Origin of the sequence: Myxacorys almedinensis A, from assembly GCF_010091945.1 — a bacterium.
Classification (GTDB): domain Bacteria; phylum Cyanobacteriota; class Cyanobacteriia; order Leptolyngbyales; family Leptolyngbyaceae; genus Myxacorys; species Myxacorys almedinensis.
On sequence record NZ_WVIE01000012.1, the window covers coordinates 73,028 to 90,120 of the forward strand.

Here is a 17,093-nt window from a genome sequence, read left to right on the forward strand (position 1 = left end):
TTCTCAAAAGCCAAATTCACATTAAAAAACAAAAACCAGGTGTTGCTGAATCTAGGTATAAATCGACGCCAAGCGTAAATTTCATACCAAAACAAGTTCTACACCAAAAATAAACCCTACCTGCAATAGGTAGGGATAACATCCTCCCGATTTGCCCTGCGATCGCGCCTCTGGAAACCTCTCCTGGTCTGCTCTGGGTGAGGAGTGCTGCGAGTGGCAGGGGTTATACGGTCGTGATTGCTATTTAGATCGGTATTAAAATTCCTCAGAAACGCTGAGGGATGACCGCCCAATGATGAATGAGCGATCCCCACCGATTAAGCTGCATTCATCCAATAGCTGTAGGCATTCGCTAGCTGCTTATCATACTGATTTTGCCAATAGCTTTCGCCATTATATCGATACGCAAACCCTGCCCAATCAAGATTTGCCAAGTATCGATCCAGCTTGTTGGCTTTGATGAAGTTAAACATGGCTAGCAACTGTTTGCCTTCGCTGTCGTGCATTTCTTGAACAAAGCCCTGGACGTCGCTATATCCAGCCGATCTATGATTGAAGCCCATGATTTGCCCCAGTCCCCACGAGGCAGATTTAAGCGCCGCCTCGCGATCGAGACAGATAGCCTTGTAGAGCCGATCCCATTCTCCAACGCCGCCAACATATAGCCGACGATTCCAAACAGGGCTAGAAATGTCTCCATACCAGCGATCGTAGCGACCCCTCGTAAACTCAGAAAACCAATGCGCTTCAAATAAAATTTTGGGTCGCCCATCTCGAAAGAACCCTGACCCCGCCGCTTCGACTTCGGCAACAGCCCGCACCGCCGCCACTGAGCACCCGATCGATTGCGCGATCGTCCGATAATCACTATCGACTAGCCGCTTAGAGGGGCGAATCACCGCCACTCCGGGAACAGGCGGTTCGAGCAGATAAAGCGCCGCTTCGGCACTCAATTCATTCGGGTTAAACTGATAGATTTTCGCAAAGCCTGAATAAGCCGCTTGAGTTTTGTTGCCCCAAATGCCGTCAGCCACACCGGGCTGATGTCCTAAAATATCCAAACTCTGCTGCACCGCTCTCGACAACCCTGGATTTGTGCTGATTTGATTGATCAACCAAGTTACTGTGCCGGATGCGATCGCTCTTAGGCTGGCTGGTAAGACAGGCGGTTTGGGCGGCGGGGGCGACTGGGGTGCAGGAGGTGGCGTAGAAACGACAGGGGGTAATAGCAGTTGTGCAGTTTTAGGGCTAATTTCATCGGCTTTAAGCTGATGCTTTTTGACAAACGCATCGAAGGCAGCCTGAGTTTTGTTGCCCCAGATGCCGTCGATGGGCCCAGGAGAGAAACCTAGGATGGTGAGGCGCTGTTGAAGGTTTTTGGTGAGGTCGCGATCGCTCCGAAGTAGGGTGAGTGGGTAGATGGACGCACCTGATGCAATGTCGCTGAGAATCATGATTGTCGCTTGCTGTCTAAGATGGCTGGCAATCTATTTTATGCCTGATAACAAAGCACTTTCCTGACAGAATCTACGTATATTTTGTAAAGTTTGTAATTTATTTTACTTCGGTTTTCTCTGGTTCACTCGTGTTTCAGGCATCCTTTTGGTTGAAAAAGCACTCTGCATTAAGTTCTATGCATTCAGTGCGATCGCATGGTGTCGGAGGTGATCTTTGATAAAGGTTGAAATAAAATAATAGCTATGGTCATAACCCGGCTGCAATCTCAACTCTAACGGTTGATCAACAGCTTCACAGGCTTTTTGGAATACATCTGGCAACAGTTGGGTCGCCAGAAATTGATCGCTAGTGCCTTGGTCAATCAAAATTGGGCTATGAAACTTTGAAATGCGAAGAAGCTCACTAGCATCATAGGTTTGCCAATGGGTGCGATCAGATCCTAAATAGTGAGAAAACGCTTTCTGCCCCCACGGGCATTGCATCGGAGCGCAAATCGGAGCAAAGGCAGAAACAGATCGATAGCGATCAGGATTTCGCAACGCGCAGACCAACGCGCCATGCCCTCCCATCGAATGCCCAAAAATGCCCTGCCGATTGGGAACGACTGGGAAATGATGATGGATCAGGGCAGGCAACTCTGTTGTGACATAGGTATACATTTGATAGTGCCTATCCCAAGGCGTTTGGGTGGCATCGACATAAAATCCTGCTCCTGTGCCAAAATCCCAACTCTCCTCTTCTCCCACAATGCCAACGTTACGAGGACTCGTATCAGGCGTCACGAGAATCAGTCCGTATTCAGCCGCAAACCGTTGCGCCCCAGCTTTGATCATAAAGTTTTCTTCTGTGCAAGTTAAGCCAGAAAGAAAATAGAGGACTGGAAGCGGACGTTCTTTCGCCGTTGGTGGCTGATAGACTGCAAATTTCATCTCACCGTTGCAGGCGCTGGAATGATGACTATAGAAACCCACCGTGCCTTCAAAGGAAAGACTTTCGCTGATTAGATGAGGGTCATGGGTCATGAGTTTGTGAGTAAGTAAATAGAGACCGGAACGCAATTTGTGCAGGGCGTCAGTCTGCGAAATCGTCTTTAGATTATCTCAAACCTTGCGCCAGTCTCAATGCTGTTTTGGCTGCCTCAGGAGTTAAAGCCGTGCAGCGACGGGGCTAGAAGTTGTTTATCATGAGCAAACATGGGCAAACATGGGTATTAGCGAGGTGCAACGTGAAGTCCAACGTGAAGTCTGACTCTTCCTCTACTATGGGTTCATCAAATGGGGTTGCCTTTGCAAATCAATTCTTTCGCCTTGCGATCGTTAATATTTTCTCTAATTTAATGGTTCCGTTAGCCGGGTGGATCGACGTTGGATTTCTAGGTCATTTACCCGATATCCGCCATTTAGCAGGCGTATCCTTAGCCACAGTTCTCTTCAACTATCTTTATTGGACGTTTGGTTTTTTACGCATGGGCACCACCGGCATGACAGCCCAAGCCCTTGGACGCGAGGATCATGATGCAGTGCTGCTGATTGTCTTACGAAACGGAGGAATTGCATTGGGGTTGGGGTTGCTTTTGGTGCTATTGCAGTCTCCCGTCCGGCAAATCGGCTTTTTGCTGCTCAGCGCCACAGAAGAGGTCAAACAATCTGGTCAGGCATACTACAGTGCCATGATTTGGGGTGCTCCGGCAACGCTGATCAATTTTGTACTGATGGGATGGTTTTTAGGCAAGGTTCAGAGTGCTAGCGTGCTGTTGCTCTCTGGTGTCGGCAGCGTTGCCAATGTTGGTTTAAATTATGGGTTTATTGTTCGATTGGGATGGGAGAGCGCGGGTGCAGGATGGGCAACAGCACTGAGCCAATATTTGGTGCTTGCGATCGCGCTGATCTTGTTTGCTCAAGAAACGTCTTGGACGCAGATTCGCTTGGTATCCCATCAACTGCTCGATCTGCCAGCCTTAAAGGCAGCGTTTGTCCTAAACCGAGAGATCACAATTCGCACGTTTGCTTTAGTGACGACCTTTGCAGCATTTACAAATCTAAGTTCTGCCTTTGGCATTGGTGTTTTGACTGTGAATGCACTGCTATTGCAAGTTGTATCATTCACCGCCTATTTTATCGATGGGATTGCGTTTGCCACAGAAACGTGGGCTGGGTTACTTTGGGGGCGACAAGACCTCGCCGGATTAAAACGATTGCTGCTGCTCTCAAGCATTGCCAGCGTGAGTATAGGCTTGCTGATTGCGATCGCGTTTATGCTTGCGCCGATGCCTTTATTTCGCTTGCTCACCAATCACTTAGACGTGTTGGCTCAAGTTCATCAAAACGTGGGCTGGTTGGTGCCTGTGCTGGGGTTGGGTGCGATCGCTTATATGCTAGATGGCTATTTTCTGGGCTTAACAGACGGAAAAATATTGAGACAGTCGGCGGTGGGGGCTGCGATCGTCGGGTTTGCTCCGGTAGGTGCGATCGCTTGGTATACACACAATCCAACGCTGTTGTGGATGGCGCTTACCCTGTTTATGGGATTGAGAGCCGCACTACTGATTGTGCCAGCCTTGAAACTATCTATTCAACATTCATGATCTGATTTCAGAACAGTTACGGTAGCTTGGCAACATCCTCTCGGCATTGCTAAAGCTGGGTAAAAATTCCTCAACTAGCACTTCTCCCCGCAAGAGACAGCACAACAGTTCTAGCTCCTTTTTCCCTGAGAAGAAGGGTTGGAGAGGTCTTCAACCTGCTTCGCGAGGAGGGCAATTGATGGTTCCATCAGCAACGCCTCGGCTATATTGCGCTTAAACTTCAAAACGTTAGCACCGCACGAATGACTTCACCTCGGTGCATCAGATCGAACGCTTCATTAATCTGCTCGATTGGCATTACCTTTGTGACTAAATCATCGATATTGATCTTGCCATTCATATACCAATCCACAATCTTAGGCACATCAGTGCGCCCTCTTGCCCCGCCAAACGCCGTTCCTCTCCACACGCGCCCGGTCACGAGTTGAAATGGTCGCGTACTAATCTCTTGTCCGGCACCGGCAACGCCAACGACAATGCTTTCACCCCAACCTTTATGACAACATTCCAATGCTTGCCGCATCACTTTGACATTACCAATACACTCAAAACTATAATCGGCTCCGCCATTGGTTAGCTCAACCAAATGAGCAACCAGATCGCCTTCTACTTCTTTTGGGTTAACAAAATGAGTCATGCCTAATTTTTCGGCTAGGGCGCGTTTATCAGGATTTAGATCAACCCCAATAATCCTATTTGCGCCGACCATTCGCGCCCCTTGAATCACATTCAAACCTACGCCGCCGAGACCGAATACTACAACATTTGCCCCTGGCTCAACTTTTGCAGTGTAGATTACCGCGCCTAGCCCGGTTGTGACACCGCATCCAATCAGGCACACTTTTTCAAACGGAGCATCGTTGCGAATTTTAGCAACGGCAATTTCAGGTAAAACAGTGTAGTTTGCAAATGTAGACGTGCCCATGTAGTGCAGAATCGGCTTTCCACCAATCGAAAAGCGGCTCGTCCCATTGGGCATGAGTCCTTTTCCTTGAGTTACCCGGATCGCCTGACACAGATTGGTTTTGCCGCTTAGACAATAGTCACAGTTGCGACATTCTGGAGTGTATAGCGGAATCACATGATCGCCCGGCTTAACGCTGGTGACGCCTGCACCAACCTCAACTACAACTCCGGCACCCTCGTGCCCTAGAATGGCGGGGAACAAGCCTTCAGGATCAGATCCGGACAAGGTGTAAGCATCGGTATGACACACGCCCGTCGCTTTGATTTCGATCAGTACCTCTCCGGCTCTAGGTGCCTCTAGCTGTACAGTTTCGATCGTGAGGGGTTTGGCAGCTTCGTAAGCGACGGCAGCTTTAACGTCCATGACTTGCTCCTAAAAATAGATCGGCATTGCGGAATAGAATCGATGGCTGTGAAGCCGCAAACGTTAGTCTACTGCTGATTTACCCGTTGGTGCCACCTTGTCATCACAAATTATCTTGAGCGCGCCAAAGATACCAACTCGCGATCGTACGATAGGGCCTCCACGGTTGAGCGATCGCTTCGACGGTTTTTTTGTTGGGTAGCTCTGCTAGTTGATACACTCGACGAATTCCAGCCCGAATTCCCAAATCATCGACTGGCAATACATCCCAACGGTGCAACCGGAAGATCAGCAGCATGTGCACCGTCCATCTTCCAATTCCTTTCACCTGCGTTAGGGTCTGAATAATGGTTTCATCATCCAGTAATTCTAAGTCTGCGATCGCGGGTAACCCATCAGATATTTTCTGGGCTAGGTCTTTGAGATAGGCAATTTTCTGACGGGAAAGCCCTACTCCTCGCAGCGTTTCATCAGGTGTGCTGAGAATGGCATCTGATGTGAATGCTTGACCCGCATAAAGTTGTGTAAAACGTTGATAAATTGCTGTTGCTGATGCTGTAGAAAGCTGTTGATAAATAATTGATCGCGATAGAGAATAAAGTAAATCTCCAGGATGCTGGGTCTGATCTAATGTGCAACAACCAATCTGATCAATCACTTGTCCTAAGATTGGATCAGATGCCCGAAGAGACTTGAGTGCGATCGCGTAATCCATACTAATACCAAATTGATTGTTCACGGCGACAGATCCTCGCCCCCCCTGCCTACGGCATCCCCCCTTGCTCAGGAAGGACTTTCCGGCTCCCCTCCTGACTTAGGCGGGGTTGGGGGAGGTCGCACATCTGTAGCATTTACAGATTAATTGGGTATGAAAGCCTAGCCGAGAACCTATAAAGTTAACCATTAGGGCACCAAGAAAAGGCACTGGTGAAACTGATGCGGGTTCATCCCATCACACGATCGCGCAGTCGCGCTCTAACGCGTGCCGCAACAAATCCTTGTATCTCCGTCCACCAACTCGAAATGCCCCAAACCGTTCTAAATGCGGATTCATCATCTGGGCATCAAACAGCACAAACTGTTTCGTTCTCAAGTGTTCGACTAACTTAACCATCGCCACTTTCGAGCCGTCTGGAATCCGATAAAACATTGATTCGCCAATAAATGCCCCTTGAATCGCCAGACCTAAGATTCCGCCAGCTAACTCATTCCCTTGCCACGTCTCAAAACTGTAAGCCCAGCCTTCTTGGTAAAGCCGCCAATAAATTTTCTTTAGCTCTGGTGAAATCCAGGTGATGTCTCGATCGGCGCACCCTTCCACGACGGCGTTAAAGTCCCGATTGATCGCCACCGAAAACCGCTCCTGATTGAGAATTCGCCGGAGCGATCGCGGATACCGAAATTGCTCATCCAGCGGAATCAGCGTCCGTTCACGACTCGTATACCACGCTAAATCTGCTCCTGATTCATCTGCCATCAGGAAATACCCTTGGGCATACCCCTCGATAATGGATGGCACGTCAATTAGCATGAGGCAGAACCGAGACGATATTTAATAGATAGAGGAGAACAAGAGCGTTATAGTCTAGATAGTTTTCGTCTAGATAGCTTTGTTAAGAGCGACCCTTCAATGGTTGAACCGATCCCGTCCATTACTTTACCGCCTGCTCATCACCCAGAGCGAGAAGGAGAATGGCTACAACAAAAGCTCCAGCACTGGCTAGATACAGAATTTTTACCAGAAATCATTAATCAAGTCATTGCTCGCCGCGCTGCACAAATTTTTGTCAGACAGCGAATGGAGGGAGAAGACGACTTAGGTGCTCTAGTGATGGCGATTATTGCTGAAATGCAGGCTTTCGATTTTTCTCAAAGTTTCTACAGCGAGTTTGCGATCGCCAATGCCGTCAGCGACCTGCTGCTCGACAGCTTGGGCATCGATCGCTGTTGTGGGCAATAAGCAGAAACCGGAGACGCACTGAGGCTCAAGGATTTACGAATCTATTCCTCAAACCCCAACGCTGACTACCAGCTAGACTTGACTACCCCCGGAAGCAGCCCTTGGTGCGCCATCTCACGAATGCAGTGGCGAGATAGCCCAAAATCCCGGTATACCCCCCTCGGACGACCCGTAACCCAGCAGCGATTGCGGAGGCGGACTCTAGCGCTATTGCGAGGAAGCTGCTGAATTTGGCGGTGAATTTCTAACTTCTCGGACTGAGACGTCGCCGCCTCAAACTGGTTTTTCAGTTCAGTCCGCTTCTCAGCATATTTCTCAAACGTCTTGCGGCGCTTTTTCTCGCGCTCAATCATGCTCTTCTTAGCCATGAATCGATTTTGAACCTTGTTGTAAAGACACTGTTTCTGATTGTACTCAATAATGCTGTGGAATAGCTAGCTGATCTTCAACGAACAACCCCTTTTATCCCTGTTTATCCCTGTGTTTATCCCTGGGCTGCTACGGTTTTCTCAGGCTGCGCGGCTAGAAAAGCAGAGGGGCAAAGGTCAGCCAGAGCACAGCGATCGCACTCTGGTTTTCGAGCATTGCACACAGCACGCCCGTGATAAATCAACCGAATCGACCAATTTTCCCAGTCGGGCTGCGGAATCAGCTTCATCAAATCCCGCTCGATCTTCACCGGTTCGGTATGGTTGGTCAAGCCCAATCGATAGCTAAGCCGCTTGACGTGGGTATCGACCGTGACCCCCAGATTCACCCCGAAGGCGTGAGCCGACACGACATTAGCAGTTTTTCGGGCCACCCCCGGAAGCTTGAGCAACGCTTCCATCGTTTGGGGAACGCTGCCGTTAAAGTCTTCCACAATCATGCGACACGCCGCCTGAATGTTTTTTGCCTTATTTCGATAGAAGCCTGTCGATCGCACCAGTTCTTCTAGCTCTGATAGGTCTGCTCCTGCCAAGGCTGCCGCATCCGGAAAGCGACAAAACAAGGCAGGCGTCACCAGATTCACCCGGGCATCGGTGCACTGAGCCGACAGAATAGTGGCAACCATCAACTGCACCGGAGTATCGTAATCTAGCGTGCAGGGCGCGTCAGAATACAGATGTTTCAGTCGCATCAGAAGCTCTAGGGCACGCTGTTTTTTGGCGGAAGTTTTTCGAGTGATGCTCACTGGGGGATCAAGTTGACAGTATCTCGAATGATCAGGAAAACGCCTAATCCAAGCAGCAGCACCAAGCCCGTTTGCATGACCCCTTCCTGAATGCGATTGGGCAAAGGCTTGCCCCGTACCCCTTCGACAAGCAAGAAGGCTAGCTGTCCGCCATCTAATGCTGGCAGCGGCAAAATATTGATGATGGCAAGGTTAATGCTGATTAGGGAGGCAAAGTTAAACAAACTAGAGGCATCAGACTGGGCAATTCTAGCGCCCGTTGCTACGATCGCGACCGGACCTGCAACCTGCTCGGCAGTCGTACTGAAATTGCTCAAAAGTTGCCCAAAGCCTTGCACCGTACGGACAACATTTTGCTGAAACTCATCCGCTGCCCAGCTAAACAACTGCAAGACGGTGCTCGTGCGCTTGTAGTAAGTAAGTTTGCCATCGGGTTGAGGTTGGATATTGGGTTGGAGTTGGATGCCGATTCTGCCTTTGCCCTCAGCTTCCTTGGGGGTTACAGTCAGGTTAACCTGGTCGTTCTGACGTCGAATCAGCAAGTTGAGGGGCTGATTGGGATGAGACTCGATTGCGTTTCTTAGGGCTGTGGTGGCTTCGGTCGAAATTTCCAAGGTCGAAGTTTCGCGCTGGGTAAACGGAACCGGCTTGCCATCGATCGCCAGCACCACATCTCCATCTTGCACCCCGGCTTGGGCTGCCACATCTTGAGGCATCACCTTGGGAATCAGGACGCCAGGATTGTATTGAATACTTGGCATTCCCACCAATCCCATCTGAGCGACCAAAACGAGGTAAGCAAACAGAAGATTGGCAATCACGCCTGCACTAATAACGATCGCCCGATCCAGCACGGGGCGATTCTTCAACAAATTTGGATCGTTTGGTGGAATGTTGCTATCTGGATCATCGTCGGGAAATCCGACAAAGCCACCGAGGGGTAAGGCACGAAGGGCATACTCAGTCTGCGTGCCTTGATATTTCCAAACGATCGGCCCAAACCCAAGAGAAAAGCGATTTGCATAGATTCCTTGCAGCCGCGCCGCTAAGAAGTGACCCAACTCATGAACAAAAATGAGAACCGCTAAAAGAAGAATGACCGCCAAAACTGACATAGGCGAAAACCTGCAAACCGTATTGAGAACTTTCTCTATTCTAGAGGCTGAGCAGGACTGTCACAAAACTTCACTACGAGGGAGATTGGTAGCGAATGAAATTGCCAGAAAACCTGCCTTGATGCTGAGTCACTCCCTACTCTACTCCCTACTCTATAGAGCAGGAAGCCATAGACACGAGCTTGGCATCGGCATCTACTGCACTGTATCTACTGCGGCAAGCATCTAGACAGCCATGCATTACCCCATTCCAACGGTTTGAATTACCAGAACTCGCCCTGAGAATTACTGAATCCTCACAAAAAACCTTGCCAAAGTTTCAGGTTTGTCGTTATTATGATATTCGCGAAGAGCAACGTTCCTCAGTAGCTCAGTGGTAGAGCGGTCGACTGTTAATCGATTGGTCGCAGGTTCGAATCCTGCCTGGGGAGTTTATTAGAAGGGGACAAAAGCGGGAGTATGCCTCACGGCAAGGCTGGCGCACAGGCGGATGACAGCAGCAAACTTCAGCCTTCTGACTTTAGGCAGCTTTGGTTGCTGGATTCAGAGGTTACATTCCTCAACCATGGGTCGTTTGGGGCATGTCCGATCCCGGTTTTAGAATTTCAGCAAACATTGCGGCAGCGATTAGAGCAGCAGCCTCTTTTATTTTTCTCAAGAGATTTTGAAACGCTGTTGGACGAGACCCGCCAAACCCTGGCTAAATTTGTGGGTAGCGCGTCTGAAGATCTAGTCTTCGTTCCAAACGCGACGACTGGGGTAAATGCGGTGCTGCGATCGCTCCCCTTCACCCCTAATGACGAACTTTTGACCACCAATCAGGAATACAACGCGTGCCGCAATGCACTTGATTTTGTAGCAGAGCGAACAGGAGCAACCGTTGTTATTGCGGATGTGCCTTACCCTATCGCCTCTGCTGATCAAGTGATCGAACCTATTTTGCAAGCCGTTTCGTCAAAAACGCGGTTAGCTCTCCTCGATCACATTACCAGTCAGACAGGGTTAGTCTTGCCGATCGCACGCCTTGTCCAAGCCCTCACTCAACGAGGTGTTGAGACGCTAGTCGATGGTGCCCACGCGCCGGGCATGGTTCCGCTCAGTCTCCACGACATTGGCGCAACCTACTACACCGGAAACTGTCACAAATGGCTTTGCAGCCCTAAAGGAGCGGCGTTTCTCTATGTTCAGCGAGACAGACAAGATGCCATTCGCCCGCTCACGATTAGTCATGGGGCAAATTCTCCTCGGCGCGTTGGCGTTGCTCCTTTGGGGGAAGGTCGCTCTCGCTTTCAACTGGAGTTTGATTGGATGGGAACCGACGACCCCACCGCTTATCTCAGCGTTGCCAAGGCAATTGAGTGGATGGGGTTGCTTTTGCCAGGAGGCTGGGCAGAATTGAGAGCTAACAACCGAGACAAAGCGATCGCAGCACGAACGTTGCTCTGCGATCTGCTCCAGGTTGAGCCACCTTGCCCAGAAGAGATGCTCGGTTCACTAGCGACAATTCCCCTGCCGGATGGGTCTTACACTCAGCTTCAAAATGCCCTGTGGGACGAGTTTCAGATCGAAGTCCCCATTGTGCCCTATCCCAACCCACCCAAGCGACTCGTGAGAATTTCGGCACAACTCTACAACACGCTGGATCAGTATGCCTATTTGGGGCGATCGCTGCTCACACTTTTTGCCAACTAAGGCGCTATTTGCTCGACCTCCAAATCTTCATCCCAAGAATTACAGATCTTTGTTCACTCATTTTTTGATCAGATTCCGCGATCCTTACCAAGAGAGTGAAACAGCGAATTGGGCATCTTAGAGAAGGCAAACAAAGTAAGTCGTCATTCGTGATTCGGTGATGAAGGCGCTCTTCAAGTCACAAGAATGAATTTGGCTCTACGAGGGGTTGCCCATCACTCCTACCCTGACCTAATCCTCATGCTCTTCGTATCTCATAAGCTTCAGTTTCCGGTTTGGCAATATCTCAATCAGCCGTTGTTCCACCAAGTTTGCCCTCTGATCTTGAGCCCTAAGCGGTTTTGGTATCACTATAGAGTCGAACTGCTGGAGCGGTGTTTACTGACAACTTGGGAATCTCAACAGCACTACGAATAACCGCCTTGATGCTTGGAGAAACTAGAGCCTAACGTTTTGGGAGTGCAAATGTTCTGAGCCGTGCGATCGCACATTGATTGAACTTTTATATTACGATCGCAAATCTTGACAAGCACTAGACGCTAAACATTATGGCAACCTATTCTGCAAGGGCAACGGAAATCATTGAAAAAACGCGATCGCACGAAGAGACCCTACGGTTAAACGGTGAATCGAGTCGGTCTCGATTTTTTTTGCGATCGCAGCCCACCGAAAAAGTGATTCTCTTTTTTCATGGCTTTACAGCGATTCCGCAGCAGTTTGTTCCCATTGCAGAAGCCTTATTTCAAGCAGGTCACAACGTTATCATTCCCCTCATGCCAGGGCACGGGCAAGCCGGAGACTGGAACCCAGAGAACCCGCCGCCATTACCAGAAGACATTTCCATCTATCAAACTTTTGCGATCGAGTGGCTAGAGTATGCCAAATACTTTGGTGAAGCAGTCGTAGTCGGCGGACTTTCTGGCGGGGGAACGCTGGCAATGTGGCTCGCTGTTGAATATCCCCAAGTCATCGACCGAGCGCTGCTGTTCTCGCCCTACTACGCGAATACCAATGTGCTCGTCGATTGGGTCGTGCAAACGTTGGATATCTACTTCACCTGGCGACCAGACCCAGAAGTGGTGAGTTTTGGCTATCCAGGCTTTAGAATGCCTGCTTTGCGAATCTTTCTAGAGTTTGGGCAAGACCTGCTAGAACAGCTAAAAACGCGCCCGATCGCGCCTTCGTTAGTGGTGACCAGTGAGCGCGATCGCGCCATTAATCTATCCGATCTCGAAACCTTATTCCACAGGGCACTTCAGCACCAGTCACGCTGCTGGTATATCTGTTTTGATGAGACGTTAGACATCGAGCACAACATGATGACGGCAGCCGAAGGCAATGAACATCAAGATTTGGTGATTGCGATCGCGCAGGCGTATGTAAGCAGCCCGTTGACCTGGGCAGAAGCAATGCCCTATGTGCTAGCGATCGCCCAAGGCGATCAGGTGGAGGAATCGCTAGAACAACTTTACTCAACCCATCTGCGATCGCAGCCAAAGGATTCATCGTTTGAGTGATTCAGGACTTACGCAACGGTTTTTCAAATGCGTAAGTCCTATGATTGTTTATGAGCAATTGTTTAACCTCATCTCTCAAGATGCAGAGGTGAGGGCAAATCTGGCTATGAGAACTAGTGGTCTGTCAAGATTGAAATGATGACACTGGGAATCGATGAGTGGATGGGTGGATGAGTGGATGGGTAACATCTCCATCTACCCATCTCACCCCTCTACCCATCCACTCAACGTTGACAATCTACTAGGCTTTCAAGAACTATGCTTTCATGCAGGCAAAAAAGGTATCTTCAAGCGCTTCTGTGATAGTCTAAATACCTCACAGCAACAGTGATACAGATGAACTCTTTCAATCGAATTCAATCCATCTACACCGATGGCGCATGTTCTGGCAATCCGGGACCTGGCGGCTGGGGAACGGTGATTTATTTTGAAGGCGGAGCCGTGCAAGAATTGGGCGGCAGCGAGAGAGACACCACCAACAACCGCATGGAAATGCAAGCCGCGATCGCGGGTCTTAGCTATCTTGCCGACTCTGGGCAGCGTGACCCCATTATTCTTTACACAGACAGCGAATACGTCAAAAACGGCATCACTAAATGGATTGGCGGCTGGAAGAAAAAAGGCTGGAAAACCTCGACCGGAAAGCCCGTCCTGAATCAAGAATTATGGGAGATACTAGATCAATTCAATTCGAGTCAAGTTGAGTGGCGTTATGTTCGAGGGCATTCAGGCGACGTGGGCAATGAGCGATGTGATGCGATCGCCCGCGCCTTTTCCTTAGGGAAGATCCCTGAATTGAAAACCCTCGATTCTCATCAACAGGGGGCTAATTTAGACATGATAGACGCTCAATCCCTAAGCGTGGCTACTTCCGACGAGAGCAAACCTAACGACAGTTTAGATAATGTTCCTCGCGAAATTCGAGTTGCCAATTTGCGTAACTCGGTTGATATGCTGCACATGGCAGACGAGATTGCTGCCAAAGGCTACCTAATCACAAGTTCAGAACTTGCAGATCTCATGGATATCAACGCCAGTGCGGTCACTAGCCGGGGTGATAACTGGGTATGGCGCAATTGGGTTGTGTCTAGAGTTCGTCGGGAAGGCAATCAGATTCTTTGGCAGCTAGAACGGGTAGATTAAGCCACCGGAAGTTTTGGCACCTAAAAACGGTAGAAACGCTGGATTTCGTCTCTACCGTGTTGCTGAGTGTAAGTGGGGGAGACCCAAGCGAAATCGCACTAAATCCTAGCGGAGGGGGTTACACCTTAGCTGGCACTGCCGCCCACACCAGAACCAAGGACTCGATCATCCGGCGATGTCTTACGATGCCAACTGCCATCATCATGGCGGACAAAGCCTTGTTTGATACTATTCCACGCCACTTGAAGAGCGGCTTCGCGGCTCAGACCATCGCCCTGACCATTTTTGAAGGCTGCCATAAAAATTTGGTCTGCACCATCCATCAGCTTATCCGTCACCTCGGACGGTAGCTTATCCTTGCCTTGCTCATCCACATCATCGCGTTTCGCAGCTTCGCGATCTGCCGAGGTCTGGGGCTTGGCTAAATCAGCCTGGTCAACTCCATCTCCTTGCTTGTTTACAAGCTCTAGCTGTTTTTCGTTAGCGTCAAGCTGGGGGTTTGAATTAGCGCGATCGCCAGTTTCACCTTGGGCATTGCTCACATCAATGTTTTGCTCGGATGTCATAATGAATAACTCCTAAATTTTTATCTCAAACGTAATAGTAGCCAAGACCTATTGGCTCGCCATCGTGCCTAAAGCAAGATTGCTTCTCTACCTTCGTATAGAGATCAAACCTGGGCTAAGATGCACCCCGATCGGGCGGGCAACCTCAGCGTTAACTGGGCTTCTTCTGCCCATTCCATAGAGGCAGAACCGTAGAGAATCTTATTTGGTTTTGACATTAGCCCCAGATTCGACAAGTCGATCTGAGCGTTTACCTTAGAGGTGCCGACATTGAGGGCAACAATCACTTCATCAGAACCGATCGAGGGTTCAGCGTTTGATTGAGCGAGTTCCTTTGAAGGTTGGCGCTGGGCTAAGCGCGCAAAGACATAGGTTGTTCCCTGGGCATAAATAACCTTATATTCTCCAGTCTGCAATGCCGGGTGAGCATGGCGCAAAGCAATCAACTGACGATGGCACTCATAAATCTCAGTATCCCAGTTGGCTTCGAGGGGAAAGCCGCGTCGGGAGTCTGGATCGATCGCGCCCGGTAGCCCAACTTCATCTCCGTAGTAAATGCTAGGCGCACCCGGAAATGTGAGTAGTAATAGCGTAGAAAGCTGGACGCTAGCGCGATCGCTCCCTGCAATGGTCATCAGCCGCGCTGTATCGTGACTAGCAAGCAAATTTAGCTGCGTGAGTTGAATCTCCCAAGGATAGAGGTTGAGTAATGCTTGCATTTTGTCGGCATATTCTGGTGCAAACAAGGGTGGATAGGGCTGATAATCACGGCTTTGCACTTGTTCCATGACAACGCGATCGCCGGCGGCAAACGCGATCGTCGGGCCAGTAAACAAATAATTCATTACGCCGTCAAACTGAGTGCCATCGAGCCAGGGGCGTGAATCGTGCCACACCTCGCCCACAATATAAGCATCTGGATTAATGGCTTTAACGCGATCGCGGAACTCTTGCCAAAATCCTGGCGTTTTCACCTCAAACGGCACATCCAACCGCCAGCCATCAATGCCCAACTTAATCCAATGTTCGGCAATCTCCATGATGTATTCCCGCACTTCAGGATTGTCGTGATTGAACACGGGCAGTGCTCGATTGTCTGCCCAACCTTCATAGTTAGCGGGATAGTCACCGTTGTAAGGATTGACGGGAAATTCATGAATTCTAAACCAATCTACCCAGGGCGAATGAGAACCGTTTTCTAATACATCATGAAAGAAGAAAAAGCCGCGACTTGAATGATTGAACACGCCATCAAGCACAACTTTAATCTTGCGTCGGTGCGCTTCGTCTAACAGGGCTTGAAACGCCGCATTGCCACCCAAAAGCGGATCAACCTGATAGTAATCGTGGGTGTGGTAGCGATGGTTGCTAGCAGATTGAAAAATCGGCGTGAAATAAATAGCGGTGATGCCCAAATCTTGAAGGTAGTCGAGCTTTTCGATCACGCCCCACAAGTCGCCGCCTTTGTAGCCTTGCAGCGTCGGCATCGCGTGCCAATCTTCCCACCGAGCACCTTCGAGCAAGCGCTTGTGTGGGGTTTGACTGTGGGCAAAGCGATCCGGGAAAATTTGGTAGAAAACTGCGTGTTTGACCCAATCGGGCGTATGAATGTGCATAGCTATTTTTTGTACCGTCCTTGCTTACGGTACTGATCCCCACCGCGATCGCAGTCTAACTCTCGATAGATCTAACTCTCAATAGAAAAGTAGGGTAGGCAGCTAGCTTTTCGTCATCCCGCATTTTTAAGACTTTTATACCCAATTGATTTTTCACTGCGACAGATCTCCTCGCCCCCCTGCCTACGGCATCCCCCCTTGCTCAGGAGAGACTTTCCGGCTCCTCTCCTGACCCAGGAGGGGTTGGGATCGCACGTCTGTAGCATTTACAGATTAATTTGGTATTAGATAGATTGTGAGCGAATCTAGATTTGTATAGCTTTGTATTATCTTATAAAACCCCCAAAAGGGTATCTTATAATACAGATAGATACGTTCATCTTTAGTACGCAAAAGCCGAACAAGACGGAAGTAAGGAGTTCTCCTGAAGGAACGCGCCTCATCACCCTACCTACGCTGCTTATCTCAGAGGCGATTATGAAATTAACCTACCGTGGTTCCACTTACGAAGCTGACCCAACGCATCCTAGCCGCATTGACGCTCAGCGATTTGATAGTGTTCGAGAGCCGTTTGTTTTAGCCTATCGCGGTAGCACCTATCGGTTTGACCCAACTCAACCTGCACAGACAACTTATATCCCTCGGTCTGCTTACCAGTTGAGCTATCGCGGCGATCGCTACTACCTTGCCAACCAAGAGCGGATGGCGATCGCCCGTTCGACCCGAAGCGTCAACCAACCTGTCAGCGTGCCCGATCGCATCTCTTATGCGATCGCAGGGTCTAGAGACTTGGCGGCGGTGCATCGGGCAAACCTAGAGCGCAATCTACAGCGTCGCATTCAAATTGCCGAAGAGACGGGTGACCAAGCGCTGTTAGCATTGCTAGAAGCAGAGCAACGTCAGCTTGTGTAACATTTTTGCAGCACTCCATACGCTCT

16 protein-coding genes, 1 tRNA gene and 1 riboswitch are annotated in these 17,093 nt (G+C 49.6%); of the genes, 7 read left to right on the plus strand and 10 right to left on the minus strand.

The window, feature by feature from the left end:
• Window positions 1-317 precede the first annotated feature (317 nt).
• Both GS601_RS12040 and fghA read right to left on the minus strand, forming a co-directional pair.
• The gene (locus GS601_RS12040) at window positions 318-1,454 is read right to left on the minus strand and encodes an N-acetylmuramidase domain-containing protein (RefSeq protein WP_162423528.1); all 1,137 of its coding nucleotides are present in this window, start codon (window positions 1,452-1,454) and stop codon (window positions 318-320) included.
• Window positions 1,455-1,631: 177 nt separating this feature from the next.
• Window positions 1,632-2,480 carry an S-formylglutathione hydrolase gene (gene fghA / locus GS601_RS12045; RefSeq protein ID WP_162423529.1) on the minus strand — a complete coding sequence of 283 codons (849 nt, stop codon included), beginning with the start codon at window positions 2,478-2,480 and terminating at the stop codon, window positions 1,632-1,634.
• Window positions 2,481-2,719: 239 nt separating this feature from the next.
• On the opposite strand from fghA, the gene GS601_RS12050 reads away from it, so the two are divergent.
• On the plus strand, window positions 2,720-4,042 hold the full coding sequence (locus GS601_RS12050; RefSeq protein ID WP_202925042.1) for an MATE family efflux transporter: 1,323 nt from the start codon (window positions 2,720-2,722) through the stop codon (window positions 4,040-4,042).
• Window positions 4,043-4,262: 220 nt separating this feature from the next.
• Here GS601_RS12050 and GS601_RS12055 read toward each other — a convergent pair whose 3' ends face one another.
• From GS601_RS12055 to aat, 3 genes are all read right to left on the minus strand, one after another.
• A complete protein-coding gene (locus GS601_RS12055; protein WP_162423530.1) occupies window positions 4,263-5,372 on the minus strand; it encodes an S-(hydroxymethyl)glutathione dehydrogenase/class III alcohol dehydrogenase in 1,110 nt (369 codons plus the stop codon).
• 103 nt (window positions 5,373-5,475) lie between these two features.
• Entirely contained in the window at window positions 5,476-6,111 is a 636-nt protein-coding gene (locus tag GS601_RS12060) for a DNA-3-methyladenine glycosylase family protein (RefSeq protein ID WP_338017025.1), read from the minus strand.
• Between the two features lie 213 nt (window positions 6,112-6,324).
• The gene (aat, locus tag GS601_RS12065) at window positions 6,325-6,903 is read right to left on the minus strand and encodes a leucyl/phenylalanyl-tRNA--protein transferase (protein ID WP_162423531.1); all 579 of its coding nucleotides are present in this window, start codon (window positions 6,901-6,903) and stop codon (window positions 6,325-6,327) included.
• Between the two features lie 99 nt (window positions 6,904-7,002).
• Here aat and GS601_RS12070 point away from each other — a divergent pair, with 99 nt between their 5' ends.
• On the plus strand, window positions 7,003-7,332 hold the full coding sequence (locus GS601_RS12070) for a hypothetical protein (RefSeq protein WP_162423532.1): 330 nt from the start codon (window positions 7,003-7,005) through the stop codon (window positions 7,330-7,332).
• Between the two features lie 65 nt (window positions 7,333-7,397).
• Here GS601_RS12070 and rpsN read toward each other — a convergent pair whose 3' ends face one another.
• From rpsN to rseP, 3 genes are all read right to left on the minus strand, one after another.
• On the minus strand, window positions 7,398-7,700 hold the full coding sequence (gene rpsN / locus GS601_RS12075) for a 30S ribosomal protein S14 (RefSeq protein ID WP_162423533.1): 303 nt from the start codon (window positions 7,698-7,700) through the stop codon (window positions 7,398-7,400).
• Window positions 7,701-7,816: 116 nt separating this feature from the next.
• Complete coding sequence (gene nth, locus GS601_RS12080; protein ID WP_162423534.1) at window positions 7,817-8,506, minus strand: endonuclease III; 690 nt, start codon at window positions 8,504-8,506, stop codon at window positions 7,817-7,819.
• On the minus strand, window positions 8,503-9,621 hold the full coding sequence (rseP, locus tag GS601_RS12085) for an RIP metalloprotease RseP (RefSeq protein ID WP_162423535.1): 1,119 nt from the start codon (window positions 9,619-9,621) through the stop codon (window positions 8,503-8,505). Before rseP ends, nth begins: the two co-directional genes overlap by 4 nt.
• A gap of 359 nt (window positions 9,622-9,980) precedes the next feature.
• On the opposite strand from rseP, the gene GS601_RS12090 reads away from it, so the two are divergent.
• The 4 genes from GS601_RS12090 (at window position 9,981) to rnhA (ending at window position 13,973) form a co-directional block, all read left to right on the plus strand.
• Window positions 9,981-10,052 (plus strand) — tRNA-Asn (locus tag GS601_RS12090).
• A 28-nt stretch (window positions 10,053-10,080) separates the two neighbouring features.
• Complete coding sequence (locus GS601_RS12095; protein ID WP_162423536.1) at window positions 10,081-11,313, plus strand: aminotransferase class V-fold PLP-dependent enzyme; 1,233 nt, start codon at window positions 10,081-10,083, stop codon at window positions 11,311-11,313.
• Window positions 11,314-11,861: 548 nt separating this feature from the next.
• Window positions 11,862-12,830 carry an alpha/beta hydrolase gene (locus tag GS601_RS12100; RefSeq protein WP_162423537.1) on the plus strand — a complete coding sequence of 323 codons (969 nt, stop codon included), beginning with the start codon at window positions 11,862-11,864 and terminating at the stop codon, window positions 12,828-12,830.
• Between the two features lie 336 nt (window positions 12,831-13,166).
• Window positions 13,167-13,973: a ribonuclease HI gene (rnhA, locus tag GS601_RS12105; RefSeq protein WP_162423538.1), complete on the plus strand. Its 807-nt coding sequence runs from the start codon at window positions 13,167-13,169 to the stop codon at window positions 13,971-13,973.
• A 125-nt stretch (window positions 13,974-14,098) separates the two neighbouring features.
• On the opposite strand, the gene GS601_RS22915 is transcribed toward rnhA, so the two are convergent.
• A complete protein-coding gene (locus tag GS601_RS22915) occupies window positions 14,099-14,539 on the minus strand; it encodes a ChaB family protein (protein ID WP_202925044.1) in 441 nt (146 codons plus the stop codon).
• A gap of 104 nt (window positions 14,540-14,643) precedes the next feature.
• Window positions 14,644-16,155 carry a glycoside hydrolase family 13 protein gene (locus GS601_RS12115; RefSeq protein ID WP_162423539.1) on the minus strand — a complete coding sequence of 504 codons (1,512 nt, stop codon included), beginning with the start codon at window positions 16,153-16,155 and terminating at the stop codon, window positions 14,644-14,646.
• A 371-nt stretch (window positions 16,156-16,526) separates the two neighbouring features.
• A riboswitch (Glutamine riboswitch) is annotated at window positions 16,527-16,594 on the plus strand.
• 38 nt (window positions 16,595-16,632) lie between these two features.
• Here GS601_RS12115 and GS601_RS12120 point away from each other — a divergent pair.
• Window positions 16,633-17,067 (plus strand): DUF4278 domain-containing protein, encoded by a 435-nt coding sequence (locus GS601_RS12120; protein WP_162423540.1) that lies wholly within the window; start codon window positions 16,633-16,635, stop codon window positions 17,065-17,067.
• Window positions 17,068-17,093: the final 26 nt, after the last annotated feature.